Source organism: Solibacillus sp. FSL K6-1126, assembly GCF_038003445.1.
Lineage (GTDB): Bacteria > Bacillota > Bacilli > Bacillales_A > Planococcaceae > Solibacillus > Solibacillus silvestris.
The window spans coordinates 922868-940261 of sequence record NZ_JBBOPD010000001.1; the positions used below are offsets into that span (position 1 = coordinate 922868).

The window sequence follows — 17394 nt, forward strand, 5'->3', positions numbered from 1 at the left end:
TGATGAAGAAAAATGTTGGAGTCGGTATTATTTTAGTGCTTGTCATCACGATGCTTGGCACTTACATAAAAGCTGAAATCGATCAAAGTACTGCAATCAACGAGCATGCATTAGGGAAAGAAGTTGAAATGGATGAAGAAGTCGGCCTCGAAAAAGGTCAGTTTGCACCGGATTTTACATTATATAATTTACAGGGCGAGCCGTTGACACTTTCGGAGCTGAGAGGGAAGCGTGTCGTACTGAATTTCTGGGCAACCTGGTGTCCGCCATGTGAAGCGGAAATGCCGCATATGCAAAAATACTACGAAAAATACCGTGAAGAAGACAATGTGGAAATTGTCGGTGTCAATATGACGTACGCAAACGAAAAGCTGGAGCGTGTAGAGCAGTTTCTAAAAAGTTATGACATCACCTTCCCAATCGTACTGGAACAAACTGAAGCTGTTGCCTATCAATATGAAATTATGACGATGCCAACAACATACATGATTGATACTTCAGGGAAAATACAAAAGCAAATAATTGGTCCACTCGATTTGGATGCATTGCGGGAAAATGTCATTCAACTAGATTAAGTGCAGGAATTGAGACGATTTGGATCAGGAACCTTAAAATATCTTCACTTTAGGACGTTTAAATTCGACTTTATAAGTATGAAACTTTCATTCGCTTCATAAATTTTATGGAACGGAGGAGAACTCGTGCGTAAAAGTCGGATTTTTTTATTAGTAGTTGCGATGGTGTGTATCGGAATAATTGTTTATGGTGTAATGAAAATCAAGGCGCAGCCACAGGAGGAACAGGCGAGTTTTGCGGTAGTCAATGAACTGCATCAGTTAATCACGAGCGAATCAGTTTATGATGTCAACTCTGAAAAATTGGTGGAGGGTGCACTGCGAGGGATGGCAAATGCAATAAATGACCCTTATAGTACTTATTATTCGGAGCAAGAAGCAGCATTACATAAACAGACGCTCGCAAGTGAACGAATCGGTATCGGTGTTGAATTGGCAGATGCGAATGGCAAGATTATCGTAGTGGCCCCTATTAAAGCTTCACCTGCAGAAAAAGCGGGCATTCGACCATTGGATGAGCTTATACAAATTAATGAAGTAAGACTTGACGGAAAATCTATGGGGGAAGTTCGTAAGCTGATGTATGGTAAAGAAGGAGAAGCGGTGGAACTTGTCATTTATCGACCGGAACTGGACCAGCATTTAAAGTTGGTCGTGAAAAGAGAACGTTTGAAAAATGATACGGTGGAAGCTGAAGTTCTCGAAGTAGAAGGAAGAAAACTCGGCTATATAACAATCAATCTATTTGGTGAAAAAACAGCAGAAGAATGGAAAGAGGCTCTTGATGGAGTGATGAAGGAGGAAGTAGAAGGGTTAATCATTGATGTGCGGGACAATCCAGGTGGCTATTTACATAGTGTTGCCCAAATGATGAGCATGTTCGAGCAAAAAGAAAAAATCTTTGCGTATATGCAAAATCATGACGGTGTAACAGAGCCACTGAAAACAAAGGAAGTGGAACAGTTCCAGCCTTATGTAAATTGGCTGCGTGACACACCTCTAACACTTATCCAAAATGAAGGAAGCGCATCAGCCAGTGAAGTGTTTGCCGGTGCCCTGCAAGACTGGAAACGTTCGGTCATTATTGGGGTGACGAGCTTCGGTAAAGGAACGGTCCAACAAACATGGGATCTTCAAAATGGCGGAGAAGTAAAATTGTCGACAAATAAATGGCTTACTCCTTCGAAAAAGTGGATCCATGATGTAGGGATTGAACCAGATGTCGAAGTGACACAGCATCCGCTTTATAGTGTAGAAACAAAAATACTGAAAGGCCGCTTTGAAGAGGGAGAATACAGTGAAGAAGTTGCCTACAGCCAGCGTATTTTAAGTGAACTCGGCTACAGCATCAGCCGAACAGATGGATTCTTTGATAAGGATACAGCACAGGAAGTGGAAAGCTTCAGAAAAAAGCATGATATTGCAGAAGGAAGCTATATGGATGAAGTATTTTTCCATGAATTAACAGAAGAACTGCAAACATTCAAACAGTCAAAAGTAAATGACATGCAACTGCAGATGGCGATCAGTTATATTATGCATCAGTTTGAGTGATGGACTTTTCTATTAGGAATTTAATTGCCCTATATAAAAGTATGAGTTGACTAAAATAATTTCTAAAGCTAGTTGATTGGAATGGAGGGGAGGCGACTCCACCGGGAATAGCACGAGCGAGAGACTACAGGCTCGAGCCGTGCCCGGGGAAAGCGTCCGACCCGGAATGGAAATCAACACCCGATTAAAATGGTGAATCCATTATAAAGCAATATTAATAAAGAGAGCGTTGTCGAATTATACAAGTTCGACAACGCCTTTATTTTATTTCCGGTACAAATGGGACTACGCATTACGGAAAGGATTTGGTACAATTATTCGTACGGTAGGTGAGAATATGGATGGAACAATTTTAATTGAAATTTTAAAAGGGATTGGCCGATTTTTTATAAATCCTTTGTTTTATGTCGCCATCATTTCCGCAGTTTATTTAGGATATCGCCGAGTGAAGCGCGAACGAAGGTATTTTAACCGACGGATACTAGGTGGCTGGTCCGAGCTGAAAAATATGCTTGCGATGGGTTTTATACTGTCCGTTATTATTTCCTTATTTAGTCTTGTAATAGGCTTAACAGTATCACTCGAATTATTGACAATTGTTTTTATTGTAAGTTTCGTAGGTTTATTCATTTATATGTATCAATTATTATCGCCAGCGATTGTGATGGCGGTTGCTTTTTGTGGAATCGTTTGGATGCAATGGCAAGATTGGTCATATACAATTGGAACACTTGAATTGGCAGGCAGAAATGTTACAAATGATCTTGTTATGACAATTCCGATGATGACGGGGCTCTTACTCATGGCGGAAGGAATTTTAATTCGCCGGTATGGTGCCCGTTTTGCTTCACCGATTGTGGAGAAAACAAAGCGTGGATTAAATGGGATAGGCTATTTCAGTAAGCAGCTTTGGATTTTACCTGTCTTTACGATTATTCCAGGTGAAGGCATTCAAAACTTTGCACCATATTGGCCACAATTTACGATCGGAGCAGAACAGTTTTCGATCATTGTTTTCCCGTTTATTATCGGATTCCAGCAGATGGTCCGCCAAAAGCTGCCGATGAATGTGTATCCGCAAATGGGACGTTCGATTATTATGATAGGACAATTTGTGCTGGTCGTCGGATTAGCCGCTTATTTCCTGCCGATACTAGGTGCAGCTGCATTAGCATTAGGTGCAATTTCCCGTACAATTATCGGTATTCATTATAGTCGCTCAGAGGACCGCAACAGTTATGCTGTTGTACGCAGTGATAAAGGTGTAATGATTGCCGGCATTTTACCAGATTCGCCTGCTGAGAAAATGGGACTTGCCGCAGGTGAAATTATTAAACGTGTAAATGGACAAGATGTTTTTACAGAAGAAGATTTGTACAAAGCATTGCAGATTAATGCTGCCCATTGTCGCTTGGAAGTGCTTGATCATTCAGGCGAATTGCGTCTAGCCCAGCATGTTGTCCATCGAGATGATAACCATAAAATTGGATTATTAGTTGTTAGTTAATTTCAAAAGAATCTCGTTAAGACGAGGTTCTTTTTTTTGGTAAAAACGGGTATAAAGAAATTATGTTAAGATTAAATTGTACTAGACAACATTGTGTAGCTTCAGGAATTTTTATCGTTTTTGGTAGGGGTGAGCTGTTATGTTAGATTGGATGACAATCGATAATATTGAAACAATTGTAGAAAAATATAAACTGTTAGGTCCGTTTTTCGGCATTTTTTTAACGTTCCTGGAATCATTTATCCCTGTATTGCCGCTGTTTGTAATCATCATTGCCAATGCTGCAGCTTACGGGTTATTTTGGGGGTTTTTACTGTCATGGCTTGGAACGGTCGCAGGCTCCTACATGTTCTTTCTCATGATTCGCATGTTTGGGAAGTATCGCCTTTTCCGTCGGATTAAAGAGCAGAAACAAGTGAAAAAACTGATTAACTGGGTGGACATTAGAGGATTTACACCATTGTTTGTGCTACTGTGCCTGCCTTTTACACCTGTTGTCGTTGTCAATACGGTCGCGGGATTATCCAATATAAAAAAGAAATATTATTTTTTGACACTCCTTATTTCAAAACCGATCTTGATCTTCTTGATTAGCTATTTAGGCAGTGATCTACGTGATATTTTAACCTCTCCTGGAAAACTTATTATTTCAGCTGTGATTATTTTAATTATTTGGGGAATCGGCAAATTGATCGAACACATTTTAAATAAGCGTGTGGAAAGAGATTTGCGTGAGATTGGAAAATTACGAAAACATAAATAAAAAGCTTCAGTCTTGTCTTTTAACAAATTGTGAAAAGACAGGGCTTTTTTGTATGATGGCAATTAATGCGCGAACATGCATTCTTATATTATAATAGAAGAAAGAAATAGAAGTGAGGTGGGAATTGTGACGTTACGAGTTATAACAGGACGGGCAGGCACGGGGAAAACTACTTTGATACACCGTGAAATAGTCAATGATTTAAAAACAAATATATTTGGACATCCAATTTTTATATTAGTTCCTGACCAAATGTCGTTTACAACGGAATATGAGCTGACGACGAACTATGACATTGAAGGAATGATGCGTGCACAGGTTATGACATTCAAACGGCTGGCCTGGTTTGTGCTGCAAAATGAAGGAGGTATCGCCCACGAACGTATTGACGGCACAGGGTACCGCATGCTGTTACGACGTATTTTGGAAGAACATCAGGAAGAGTTCCTTTTATTTAAACGCGCGGCAGGTAAACCCGGTTTTACGAAAGAAGTCGAGCAGATTTTAAAGGAATTCAGCCAATATCATATCGATGTGGAAACAATCGAGCCATTGATCGAGTCATTAAGATTAAACGGTGCAAGTGAAGTACTGCTTCATAAATTACATGACCTGAATATTATTTTAAAGCTGCTGCATGAACGGATCGGGACAGATTATATTGATGGCGATGGCTATTTCCCGCTGCTAATTGAACGTATTCCTAAAATGGAAAGCTTGCGCAATACCGATATTTATCTGGACGGGTTTGTTTCGTTTAATGGACAGGAATTTGCCATTTTAAAAGAGCTGCTTATTTATGCGAAGAGTGTCACAATTGTGCTCCCGATGGAAGACCCGCAAATGGATCTACTGGAAGGCTCGGTATTTTACAGAGCTGCGATGACGTATGACAAAATAAAAAATGAGCTGCAAAAGTTACGATTCGAACGAGGAATTGATATTGAAGAGGAGCCGCGTGTTCATTTAGAAGTAAACTACCGTGCGACAAATCGGGACTTGCTCCATATTGAACATTGCTTCGACAAAATTACCGATAGACCAGTCGAATCAACGGGACACACGAAAATATTGGAAGGCGTAAATCCGCGCGCAGAAGTGCAAGGTATTGCCCAGGAAATTAAACAGCTCGTTCTGGAAAAGGGGCTGCGTTATAAAGATATCGGGATTATGTACCGTCAGGCAGATGTATATGATGCGATTATCGGAACGACCTTTACACAGTATGAAATTCCGTTTTTCTCAAATGAGAAGCGGGCGATGCTTTATCATCCGCTTATCGAATTTAGTCGATCTGTACTGGAAATTATCACAACTAACTGGAAATACGAACCGATTTTCAGAAGTATAAAAACAGATTTGTTCTTCCCATATGGAGCCAACTTAGTCGCGATGAGAGACAGAGCTGATATTTTGGAAAACTTCGTCATTGCGAAAGGGATTGTTCATGACCGTTGGATGAAAGAGGAAGTATGGCATTACCGCCGTTTTAAATCACTGGAAAAAGTAAACGCGGTCCAGACAGAAGACGAGCTGGAGCATGAACAGCTTTTGAAATCGGTACGTGACTTAATCCGTGAACCGGTACTGGCATTGCAGAACCGGTTGAAAGGGAAAAAGACAGGCCGTGAAATTGTCGTTGCACTGTATGAATTTATGGAGCAGCTTGATATTTATAAAAAGCTGCTAAAAATGCAGGAGCAGGAAGAGCAGTCCGCTTCATTGCATCAGTCATTGGAGCATGAGCAGGCGTGGAATGGCTGGATTCATATTCTGGAGCAGTTTGACCTGATGTTCGGCGATAAAGTTATGCCGTTGGAAGAAGTTGCGCAAATTTTGGATGAAGGTTTTGAAACACTTGAATTTGCAAGTGTACCGCCAACATTGGATGAAGTGACCGTTTCGACTGTCGAGTTTGCACGATTTGATAATAAAAAGGCGATTTTCGTAATTGGTGTCAATGATGGGGTGTACCCGATGCGTATGGAAGCGGGAGGTCTGCTGTCTGATGATGAGCGTGAAACATTTGAAAAAATCGATGTGGAACTTGCACCAGGTATAAAAAGCAGGCTCCTGCAGGAAAGCTTCCTCTTTTACCGGGCAATTTCTTCATCGACACAATATTTATATATTACGTATGCAAATGCAGATGAGGAAAGTAAAAGCAAACTGCCATCACTTTATATTAACCGCCTTCACAGCATGTTTGAAATGACGGAAAACCGCGGCACACCAGATGAACAATCGGTTCGTACACTGCCGCATCGGAAAATTGCGATGGACCCGCTTGATGAGTTCCAAAAAGACAATGTGCTCAATTATATACAGCACCCATCACCAGCAATTGGCTTCTTAATGACCCAGCTGAAGCAGGCGCAGCACGAGCGACGTCCACTTACCGAAGAATGGGCAGCATTAAAAGCTTTTTACGAACGGGAACAGCGCTGGAAAGATGTGCTGAATGTCGTGGAAAAACCTTTATATACGACAAATGAAGCGGAGCCGCTAACGGAAGAAGTAGCGACAGCATTGTATGGCGAAGATTTCTTGGCGAGTGTGTCGCGTATCGAACGCTTTTACAGCTGTCCGTATTCGCATTTTGCGTCCTACGGGCTGAAACTGCAGGAGCGTACAGAATTCAAGCTGGAAACGTTCGCGATGGGCGATCTGTTCCATGAGGCGATCCGGACGATTTTATCCGAGAAAGAGCCATCGATTCCGCTCACAACATATGTAGCGTGCTATAAAAAAGCGGATGAGACGATTTCAAAACTGGCGGATTATTTCTCTTACAGTATTCTGAAGAGCAGCCACCGTTTCGAATATATTAAAACAAAGCTTGTGAAAATTGTTGCCCGTACGATTTATGCGCTCATTAATCAAAGTGAGCTGTCGAAGTTTAAAGCGATTGCTCATGAAAAGCCATTTGGGAAACGAGACGATAAAAATACGGAACAGGATGACCGCAATCCGCTGGAAGCACTGAAAATTGATTTGGAGCATAACCGGAAAATGTATGTACGCGGGCAAATTGACCGGATCGATGCATATAAAGATGCGGAAAACCTGTATTTGCGTGTCATTGATTATAAATCTAGCGGCCGTAAGCTCGATTTTACAGAAGTATATAACGGGATTTCACTGCAGCTGTTGACGTATTTGGATGTAGCGATGAAAAATATCCCGATAATCGCACGCGAAGGAAAGTTCATCCAGGACTTATCGGAGCTGGAAAATATCATTGTCCAGGCGGCAGGGATGTTCTATCTCCATGTGCATAATCCGCTTATTCCAACAGAGGACTATGAGCAGTATGAGCGTGTGGAAAGTTTACGTCAGGAGAAGTTCAAGTTAAGCGGCTATATGGTAAAAGATGTGGAAGTGGCACAGTTGATGGACAAGTCACTCGAGCCGAGTAAAACATCGATTATTGTGCCGGCAGCGTTTAAAAGCGGCGAGAATCCGGAATTTAACAACCGTTCATCAAAAGTAATCGAACAGGACCAGATGGAAAACCTGCAGGAATTTGTACACTATAAATTCCGTCAGGCGGGCAATGAGATTTACCGCGGAAATACGGAAATTAAACCGTACAGCCTAGGGAATCAAAAGGCTTGTACGTATTGCAGCTTTAAATCGGTTTGCCAGTTCGACCAGTCGGAAACCGGCAACAGCTATAATGAAATAAAAAAACAGCCGGAACAGGAAGTATTCGAAAATATTAAAAAGGTGGTATGTGCAGATGACAATTCCAGTGAAGCCGAATGATGTTCAATGGACAGATGTGCAGTGGAAAGCCATCTATGCATCCGGTCATGACATATTAGTTTCGGCAGCGGCCGGTTCGGGAAAAACGGCCGTATTGATCGAGCGACTGATTCAAAAGATGTTAGCGCCTGAAGACAAGCGCATTGATGTAGATGAGCTGCTCGTCGTAACGTTTACAAATGCCTCGGCTGCGGAAATGCGTAACCGTATGGCAGAAGCGCTTGAAAAGGAGCTTGCCCAAAATCCGAACAACCAATTTCTTCGCCGTCAGTTAAGTTTACTGAACAAAGCACAAATCTCTACATTGCATTCATTCTGTTTATCGATTTGCCGTGAATATGCATACACGATTGATCTGGACCCGGGTTTCCGTCTGGCAAGTACGGAGGAAGCTTCATTATTACAGGATGATGTGCTGATGGATGTGCTTGAAAAGGCATACCGCGGTGATATGGAGGCATCGTTCACGAAAGAGGAGCTTTATACATTAATCGACAGTTTTGCATCTGACCGCAGTGACCAGGCGATTGAGCTGTTGCTGCAGGAAATGTATAAAGTATCGCGCGTACAGCCAAACCCGTATGAGTGGCTGCGTGCATTGCCGGAAAAATATAATATTGATCCGGAAAGTCCAATTGATGAACTGGTCATTGCGCAGGAAGTCCGCCCGTTTATTATCGGGAGCCTGAGAGAAATTGCCACTCGTCTTGAAAAAGGATTGCAAATTGTGTCCGTTACACCAGCGTTAGAGAAAAATAAGCCATTGTTTGAAGCTGAATATACAGGGGTTATGCATGTACTCAAGGCAATGGAAGAAGGTTCATGGGAACAGGCATATGAGCTGATTCCAGCTGTTGAGTTCGGACGGATCAAGCCATTGACGAAAAAGGATACCGAGGAAGATAAACAATATTATGCGGTGGCGAAAAATCATCGTGATACGGCAAAAGAAATGCTGTCTGATTTAAAGGAAACATTTTTTGCACGCCATCCAAAGTTGTATGTACAGGAAATGGCGGCGACAAAGCCTATTTTGGAAACGCTCGTAAAACTGACGATTGAATACAGTGAAGCGTTTAAAAAGGCGAAGCAAGAGCGCGGCCTGCTTGACTTTTCGGATTTAGAGCATTATGCACTGGAAATTTTGACGGATGAAGAAAGTACGTCAAATCCCCCTCTGCCATCTGATGTCGCATTGAATTTCCAGAAGCGTTTCAAAGAAGTGCTTGTCGATGAGTATCAAGACGTAAATTTTTTGCAGGAAACAATTTTACAGCTTGTGAAAAATGGCGGGGAGCAGGACGGGAATATGTTTATGGTTGGCGATGTAAAGCAGTCTATCTATGCGTTTCGTCTTGCAGAGCCACGTCTTTTCCTAGATAAATATAAGCGATTTGAAGAAGACCCGTCCGGAACAGGAATGAAAATTGACTTGAATGCCAATTTCCGTAGTCGTTCGGAAGTGCTTGAAGGTACGAACTATGTGTTTGAGCAAATTATGGATGAAGAAGTCGGTGAAATTGCATACGATGAACAGGCAAAACTGAAGTTCGGGGCGAGCTATGATGAACAGCAAGTACCGATTGAATTAGTTTTACTGGAAGGTGATTCAAAAGCGCAAATCATTCCGGGAAGTGAAGAAGGTTCAGAGGAAGAGAGCATCAGCTCAGCACAGCAGGAAGCGCGTTACATTATTCAGCGCATCCGAGATTTAGTCGATCGTGGTGGACAAGTATACAATCCGAAAACGAAATCGATGCGGCCTGTCAGCTACCGCGATATTGTCGTATTGATGCGTTCACGTACATGGTATACGACGTTTGCGGAGGAATTCAAATTGGCCGGCCTGCCGCTATATGCCGAAACGGACGGCGGTTATTTTGAATCGCTAGAAGTCATGATTATGATTAACACGTTAAAAGTCATCGACAACCCGTATCAGGATATTCCGCTGGCGTCTGTACTACGTGCTCCGTTTATCGGGTTAACTGAAAATGAACTGGCAAAAATCCGTTTAATTAATGGAAAAGTCCCTTTTTATGAAGCGTTAAAACAATATAAAGAAGAGGCAACGGGTGACATGCCAATTGAAACTGAAGCTAAGCTTGATAAGTTCTTTACGATGCATCAGAAATGGCGCCAGTTTTCCCGTCATGGGGCATTGGCTGATTTAGTATGGCAAGTGTATTTAGATACGAATTATTATGAAATGGTCGGCGCGATGGCGAACGGCAAGCAGCGACAGGCGAACTTACGGGCACTGCATGACCGTGCATTAAGCTATGAAAAATCGTCATTCCGCGGATTATTCCGCTTCCTGCGTTTTATCGACCGCATAAGTTCGCGCGGAGACGATTTAGGGATTGCGAAATCAACAAGTGAAGCCGATGATGTCGTGACATTGCTTACAATCCATAAATCAAAAGGGCTTGAATATCCGGTCGTGTTTGTAGCGGGGATGAGCCGGACTTTCAATACAAAAGACTTAGGCAGCCGCTATATTTTCGATCAGGATTTCGGTTTGGCGATTAAATCGGTCAATCCAGATTTAAATATCATTTCGACCTCTTTGCCGCATTTATATGTGAAGGAGAAAAAGCTGGCGAAAATGAAGGCGGAGGAAATGCGTGTTTTATATGTTGCGATGACTCGTGCAAAGGAACGACTTATTTTAGTCGGCTCGATTAAAGATTGGGAGAAGCAGAAGGAAGAATGGGCATTTTATCAGGAGCTGGAGGAGACGGTGCTTCCTGCATACATTCGTTCAAAAGCGAACAGTTATTTAAGCTGGGTCGGTCCGGCTGTTGCCCGACATAATGATTTCCTGTTTGCCGATTACGGCTATTCGAATGAAGCGGCAACAACAGAAAAGTGGACAGTCCGCATTATTCCAAACCGCGACTATTTGCTTGCCAATGAAGCGGAAACGGTGGAGCAGGAAGTGGTTGAACAGGCTGTGAATGAAGAGCTGGTGGAGCTGCTGACAAAACGTTTTACAACACCATACCCGTACGCAAATGCGGTGACGAAAAAATCGAAAACGTCGGTGTCTGAGCAAAAGCGTCTTGAAAGTTTGCAGCAAATGGAAGAAGAGCAGCTTTACAATATGGAAGCGAAGCGCTACGTAAAAACCGATGTACCAAACTTTATGCTGAAAGGGAAAAAAGAACGTAAACTTTCGGCAACCGAAGTCGGTACAGCTGTCCATGCCGTTATGCAGCATATCCCGCAGCAAGGATTTGCATCAATTGAAGAGACAAAACAGTATATCCAATCACTCGTAGAACGTCAGCTTCTGCAGCAAATCGAAGCAGATGCGGTTTCGGCAGAAAAGGTATTTGCCTTTTTCGAAACAGAAATAGGTGGGCGTTTTAAAAAAGCGAAACAAGTGCTGCGTGAAGAACCATTTACACTTAGTTTGAAAGATCAGGAAGGGGACGCCCAAATTATTCAAGGTGTCATCGACTGTATTTTTGAAGATGAACAGGGGAACTGGGTGCTTCTTGATTATAAAACGGACTATATCGAACAATATTTATTAGGCGATTTTGAGAAAATTAAACAAAAAATGACAAAGTCGTATCAAATTCAATTAAACTATTATCAGCATGCTGTCCAATCAATTAAGCGTATTCAAATAAGTGAACGCATTTTATATTTATACAGTATTGGACAAGAAGTGAAAATAGATTAGGGGGATTTGACGGTGGATTTTCGCCCAGTAGGTACGAAAGAGCGTGTTGCGACACTCGATATATTGCGTGGGGTAAGTTTGCTCGGCATTCTATTAGTGAATATGTTTGGATTTTACTTACCAATGCCGCATATAGCGGATTTAGGAAGCTGGTTTAACGAAGTGCAGGATATCATACTCCAGCAGCTTTTGGATATTTATGTACAAAGTAGCTTTTATCCGTTATTTTCTATGCTGTTCGGGTATGGACTAGCTATGCAATATATTAAAGCAAAGGAGACGGGCGCCGATTTTTACCGGTTTGCACCGAAGCGTCTCATTTTGTTGTTTTGCATTGGGATGTTTCATGCAGTTCTTATTTGGTGGGGCGATATTTTAGCGACGTACGCGTTTTGCGGTGTATTTTTAATCGCGCTTATTCGGTTAAAGGCAAAATGGCTCCTGCTTATAGCAATTGCGGTAAATGCTTTGTATCATGGTTTTAATTTAAGTTTATATGTTGCGGCAGGCTTTTTTACGGCATCAACGGATAGTTTTTCTGTCGATATTGAAGCAATTCAAAGTGCCTTAACAGCATACGGTATCGGGAACTGGACAGATGCATTTATGCAGCGTCTGGATGATTTATCGATTCAGATGGGTGTCATGATGTGGATTTCGTCTTTATTTACGATATTACCTTATATGCTGTTTGGCGCAGCACTTGCGAAATGGCGTCTCATCGAGCAAGCGAAAGAAAAAATCGCTGTTTGGATCATTCTGGCTTTAGCTGGTATGGGCGGTGGACTTTATATGAAGAGCTTGCCAATTGCCGGTGACCAAACATTCGGCAATGAATACTTGCAAGTTTACATTGGCGGACCGATGCTGGCGATAGGCTATATGGCAGTCATAACATTGCTGACACAATTGCCGGTCATTGTAAAAATGCTGTCGCCAATTGCAAAGGCTGGCCGTATGTCTCTTACGCTCTATCTGATGCAGTCCGTCATTTGTACGGCACTGTTCTACAATTGGGGATTCGGTTTATATGGAAAAGTAGATGTGCAGATGGGGATTTATATGGCGGTCGGAATTTTCGTCATCCAAGTACTGTTTGCGGAAATCTATTTCTCAAAATATAATCAAGGGCCGATTGAAGCGTTGCTGAAAAGATTTACTTACGGCAAACCCGCAGAACGTAAATCGTGAACAAAGATTACGGAATTGTAAAAAGTTTTATGCGCCGAACGCTTAGTTTTACGTATTAAGTCCCTTTTTGTCAGAAAAGTAAGGCAATTGTTTTTATTTTAATGTATGATGTAAAAAAACAGAAGGAGTGCTCCACGTTATGAAATTGTTATCATTTAAAGTAAACGAACAAGTAAAGTTTGGCCCAAAAGTAAAAAAAGAAGAGGCAGTTTGGGATGTTATCGAAATCCAAAACCAACTTAATGTACTAAAAGACTTTCCGAAAACAATTATTGACGGGATTGCACATGGCTATGAATTTGTTGAACAAGTTCGTAAATTAGTAGAGGCAGCTCAGAATCATGAAGATGGTGCTCAGTTCAAACTGGCTTATTCTGATATTGAATGGCTGTCGCCAGTTCCTCGTACACCGAAAAATATTTTATGTGTTGGTAAGAATTACAGTGATCATGCCCGTGAAATGGGTGCAGAAAAGGCACCGGAACATATCGTTGTCTTCACAAAGTCACCAACTGCAATTGCCCCGGATGAATCAACATTACCTGTGCATGCAGATGTGACGGATTCTCTTGATTATGAAGGAGAGCTGGCTGTCGTAATCGGCAAACGCGGAAAAAATGTTCCAAAAGCAATGGCATTTGATTATGTGTTCGGCTATACAATTGCCAATGATCTTACAGCCCGTGATGCACAGGAGAAGCATAAACAGTTCTTCTTAGGCAAGAGCTTGGAAGGCAGCTGTCCAATGGGGCCGTATTTAGTAACAAAAGATGAGATTCCTGATCCGCATGCATTGTCCATTGTGACGAAAGTAAATGGTGAAGTACGTCAAAACGGTTCGACAAAAGATATGCTGTTTTCCGTTTCCGAAATTATTGAGACAGTTTCTAAATATGTCACATTAGAGCCAGGCGATGTTATTTTAACAGGTACGCCGGCCGGAGTTGGAAAAGGGATGAACCCGCCGCAATTTTTAAAAGCAGGCGATGAAGTGAAAATTGCAATTGAAGGAATCGGGACTTTAGCAAACCGATTTGCTTAATGAAATTAGGATATTCATAGCTGCAGATTGCTAGATTTGCTATTAATAGGCAGTAGATTTTCTGGTATAGGGAAATCTACTGCTTTTTTGCGGAAAAGTTTCGTTTTTTTATGACAACTCATAGAACACTTGGCAGATTCAATTGAATTTATAGGGCTTTACATGGTAGGATATTGGCTGTAGAGAATAAATAGAAGAGGTGGAAAATTCGTGGATTTCTTAACTAGTACGACACATATGCACATCACGACTTGGGTAATAGCATTAATATTATTCTTTATCGCTGCATTATCCGGCAAAAAGATGAAAGCAGTACACATGATCTTACGTGTAATGTATATTTTAGTAATCGTTACAGGGTTGTCTTTATTCCTGGAATGGCGCGACAAGATTTCTGAAAGCGGTATGAACTATGATATGAAAGTTTTATTTGGTATTTTAGTAATCGGCTTTATGGAAATGGTGCTAGTACGCAAAAACAAAGGCAAATCTGTCAACATGTTCTGGGTACTATTCGGTATCGTTCTATTAATCACATTATACTTAGGCTTAAGCATGGGTATCGGTGTAAACTTCTAATAAAGGTTGAGCGTGTAAAAAGTGGAGGTGGCTTTTTACACGCTTTTTTGTATGGCGTAAGGGCAGCGGTGAGAGGTTCTACATTATCTCTGGAAATTTCTACATTCGTCGCAAATCTTTCTCCTTTAAGGGAGAAATGTTCCACATTAGATCCAAATTGTTCTACTTTCCCGGCCCATCGTTCTACATTTCACCCCCCAAAGTTCTAATATCCCCGGAAGTTACTATGAAAACTTCTACTAAAAGACACCGCGCCACCAATTTCTAACCTTATGTAACAATCCATACACATTTTTGTCACGTATTTGCCGAATTTCCTATAAATAACTTTTTAAGGTAGCTACGTTTGTACCTTTTTTGGTAAAATGACGTTGGACTGTATATGAAAGAGAGGGAAATAAATGGGATTTAATAAATGGTTTCGTACATTGGCTGCGGGTGTGCTGCTTTCGACTTCATTGTCAGTTGCTGCTGTTGCAAATGCGGAAGAAGAGCGTACGATTGCAGATGAAAGTATATATGACGTTTTAGTGGACCGTTTCTTTAATGGTACCGGTAAAAATGATGATGATACAGTAAATACTCAGGACCCGACGATGTTTGCAGGCGGGGATTTCAATGGTTTGCTGAAGAAAATCGATTATGTCGCAAATATGGGGTATACGATGCTTTCGATTGGCTCTGTATTTGAGACTGAAAAATATGATGGATCGATGCCAACGAGCTACACAATGTTTGACCACCGATTTGGTACAGGCGAGGAATTTAAAAAAATGGTCGAGGCTTATCAAAAACGTGACATCAAAATAATGGTAGATTTCCCTATTTCCAATGTAAGTCCAAACCATGAACTTTCAGAAAAACAAGGATTTGCAGCATCTGAAAACGATGGGAAAATACAGTGGGACTTAACGAATGAAGAAGTACAGAATGAACTGATCAACAGTGCTGTACAATTTGTGAGTACATATAAATTAGATGGGGTTCGTTTGACGAATATTGAACAAGCCGATACTGCATTTTTAAATCGCTTTATCGAGCAGTTAAAAGCAGCAGGTGCTTATACAATTGCGAATGCGGAAAGTGATGCAAATTTTGACGCGAAATTTTACAGTGATACTGCTTCAAACTTTACAAATGCATTTAAAAATGTCGATTTAAATACGACTGTACTAGAGCCTCATATCGAGGAAATGCTTTCAGGGACACCGGTTTTGTCGATGACGGATACGATCTGGTCGGATCGCTTCACATTGGCGGCAACAGAGGAAGGTATGTATCCGCCGACACGGAGTAAAATTTCCATCGCGAGCACACTCTTACTTCCAGGTGTACCAGTAGTGCAATATGGTTCTGAAATTGCGATGAATGGGGAAGCGGGTGTTGAAGCACACCAATACTACAATTTTAAAACGGATTCAGAATTAGCCGATTATGTAGGAAAGCTCCAGTCATTAAGAAATGATTCCGAGACATTGCGTAACGGGGGATTTAAATGGCTTGAAAATGAAGACGGCTATCTTGTATTCGAACGCAAATCCGATGAGGAAACATGGATTGTTGTCATTAATAATAGTAGTAAGACAAAACGTGTGCATATTCCGGTAGCTGAGCTAGGTGAAGGAAAAGAAGTTCGCGGCATGTTCAACAGTGAAATTATCCGTGAAAATAAGGACGGCAATTATGCGATTATTTTAGACCGCGAAATGGTGGAAGTGTACCAGGTGATTGAAGCGCGGGGGATTAACACTTCTTACATTGTGGCACTTGGTTTGGTCGTTGTATTATACACAGCATTTATGATTGTTATTATGAAGCGCGGGAAAAAACGCCGTGCCGAGAATTCAGCACAATAAAAACAGCCTGGAGAAGCAGACACATGCTTTTCCAGGCTGTTTATATTTTAGCTGTTACAGTTTCAAGCGGTCCTGCAAAAACTTCGCAATACCGTCTTCATTGTTCGATAGCGTAATTTCATTGGCGATTGTTTTCAAATCGTCAATTCCGTTACTCATCGCAACCCCAACACCAGCGTAATCAATCATCTCCAAGTCATTGTCCTCATCGCCAAATGCAATGATGCGTTCGCGCGGAATGCCCATTTCTTTTGCGATATAGTCGATCCCTACCGCTTTACTTAACCCTTTATGGACAATTTCGATAATTGGGAAAGGCGCCCCCCAACGTCGATGCTCAATCAGCTCAGCGTGGACATCCTGCAAATGCTTGCGGATAATCGGTGTATTAACATCGTCGGCTTGAATGAGTAAACTTGTCGGGTCTTCCTTTAATGTATTTTTCAGATCGCCTGTTAAAATATTGGGGTTACCCATATGCAGCAACTGAAGCACACCTTCATCTTCACGATGAAGATATACATCATCCATTACTTCGGCGATTAAGTTGTCGTATTCATATTTATGAACAGATTCTACAACATCGTGGACTACGCTTAAATCGACTGTTGTATGAATCGCTTTCCACATCGGATTTTTAGGGTGGTGGATGAGGGCTCCGTTAAAATTGACAATCGGGGTTGTTAAACTCAACTCCTGATAATAAAGCTGACTCGCACGATACGGACGTCCTGTCGCAATCATCACCTGATGACCGGCTTCCTTTGCTTTCAACAACGTTTCCTTTGTCAGCAAAGAAATCTTTTTCTCGTCCGTCAATAAAGTGCCGTCTAAATCTAATACAATTAAATGTTCGTTCATAAGA

Annotated in this window: 11 protein-coding genes; 10 read left to right on the top strand and 1 reads right to left on the bottom strand. The window is 41.6% G+C overall.

Annotated features, from left to right (window positions below):
* The first annotated feature begins 2 nt into the window (after nt 1-2).
* From MHH44_RS04400 to MHH44_RS04445, 10 genes are all read left to right on the top strand, one after another.
* Nucleotides 3-575 carry a peroxiredoxin family protein gene (locus MHH44_RS04400; protein WP_340797925.1) on the top strand — a complete coding sequence of 191 codons (573 nt, stop codon included), beginning with the start codon at nt 3-5 and terminating at the stop codon, nt 573-575.
* 126 nt (nt 576-701) lie between these two features.
* Nucleotides 702-2129: a S41 family peptidase gene (locus MHH44_RS04405; protein ID WP_008403592.1), complete on the top strand. Its 1428-nt coding sequence runs from the start codon at nt 702-704 to the stop codon at nt 2127-2129.
* 337 nt (nt 2130-2466) lie between these two features.
* Nucleotides 2467-3636 carry a PDZ domain-containing protein gene (locus MHH44_RS04410; protein WP_340797926.1) on the top strand — a complete coding sequence of 390 codons (1170 nt, stop codon included), beginning with the start codon at nt 2467-2469 and terminating at the stop codon, nt 3634-3636.
* A gap of 139 nt (nt 3637-3775) precedes the next feature.
* Complete coding sequence (locus MHH44_RS04415; protein WP_014824625.1) at nt 3776-4399, top strand: TVP38/TMEM64 family protein; 624 nt, start codon at nt 3776-3778, stop codon at nt 4397-4399.
* Nucleotides 4400-4525: 126 nt separating this feature from the next.
* Nucleotides 4526-8167 carry a helicase-exonuclease AddAB subunit AddB gene (gene addB / locus MHH44_RS04420; RefSeq protein ID WP_340797927.1) on the top strand — a complete coding sequence of 1214 codons (3642 nt, stop codon included), beginning with the start codon at nt 4526-4528 and terminating at the stop codon, nt 8165-8167.
* The gene (gene addA, locus MHH44_RS04425) at nt 8142-11861 is read left to right on the top strand and encodes a helicase-exonuclease AddAB subunit AddA (protein WP_340797928.1); all 3720 of its coding nucleotides are present in this window, start codon (nt 8142-8144) and stop codon (nt 11859-11861) included. Before addB ends, addA begins: the two co-directional genes overlap by 26 nt.
* A gap of 12 nt (nt 11862-11873) precedes the next feature.
* A complete protein-coding gene (locus MHH44_RS04430) occupies nt 11874-13052 on the top strand; it encodes a DUF418 domain-containing protein (protein ID WP_340797929.1) in 1179 nt (392 codons plus the stop codon).
* Nucleotides 13053-13191: 139 nt separating this feature from the next.
* A complete protein-coding gene (locus MHH44_RS04435) occupies nt 13192-14094 on the top strand; it encodes a fumarylacetoacetate hydrolase family protein (protein ID WP_340734739.1) in 903 nt (300 codons plus the stop codon).
* A gap of 210 nt (nt 14095-14304) precedes the next feature.
* A complete protein-coding gene (locus MHH44_RS04440) occupies nt 14305-14673 on the top strand; it encodes a YisL family protein (protein WP_014824620.1) in 369 nt (122 codons plus the stop codon).
* A gap of 401 nt (nt 14674-15074) precedes the next feature.
* The gene (locus tag MHH44_RS04445; RefSeq protein ID WP_340797930.1) at nt 15075-16529 is read left to right on the top strand and encodes an alpha-amylase family glycosyl hydrolase; all 1455 of its coding nucleotides are present in this window, start codon (nt 15075-15077) and stop codon (nt 16527-16529) included.
* Between the two features lie 54 nt (nt 16530-16583).
* Here the strand turns inward: MHH44_RS04445 and MHH44_RS04450 are convergent, their stop codons facing one another.
* Entirely contained in the window at nt 16584-17390 is an 807-nt protein-coding gene (locus MHH44_RS04450) for a Cof-type HAD-IIB family hydrolase (RefSeq protein ID WP_008403583.1), read from the bottom strand.
* Between the last annotated feature and the right edge of the window lie 4 nt (nt 17391-17394).

Coding starts and splice junctions, on each gene's coding strand:
- MHH44_RS04400 (WP_340797925.1), top strand. CDS start 3: ATGAAGAAAAATGTTGGAGTCGGTATTATTTTAGTGCTTGTCATCACG.
- MHH44_RS04410 (WP_340797926.1), top strand. CDS start 2,467: ATGGATGGAACAATTTTAATTGAAATTTTAAAAGGGATTGGCCGATTT.
- MHH44_RS04415 (WP_014824625.1), top strand. CDS start 3,776: ATGTTAGATTGGATGACAATCGATAATATTGAAACAATTGTAGAAAAA.
- addA (WP_340797928.1), top strand. CDS start 8,142: ATGACAATTCCAGTGAAGCCGAATGATGTTCAATGGACAGATGTGCAG.
- MHH44_RS04435 (WP_340734739.1), top strand. CDS start 13,192: ATGAAATTGTTATCATTTAAAGTAAACGAACAAGTAAAGTTTGGCCCA.
- MHH44_RS04445 (WP_340797930.1), top strand. CDS start 15,075: ATGGGATTTAATAAATGGTTTCGTACATTGGCTGCGGGTGTGCTGCTT.
- MHH44_RS04450 (WP_008403583.1), bottom strand. CDS start 17,390: ATGAACGAACATTTAATTGTATTAGATTTAGACGGCACTTTATTGACG.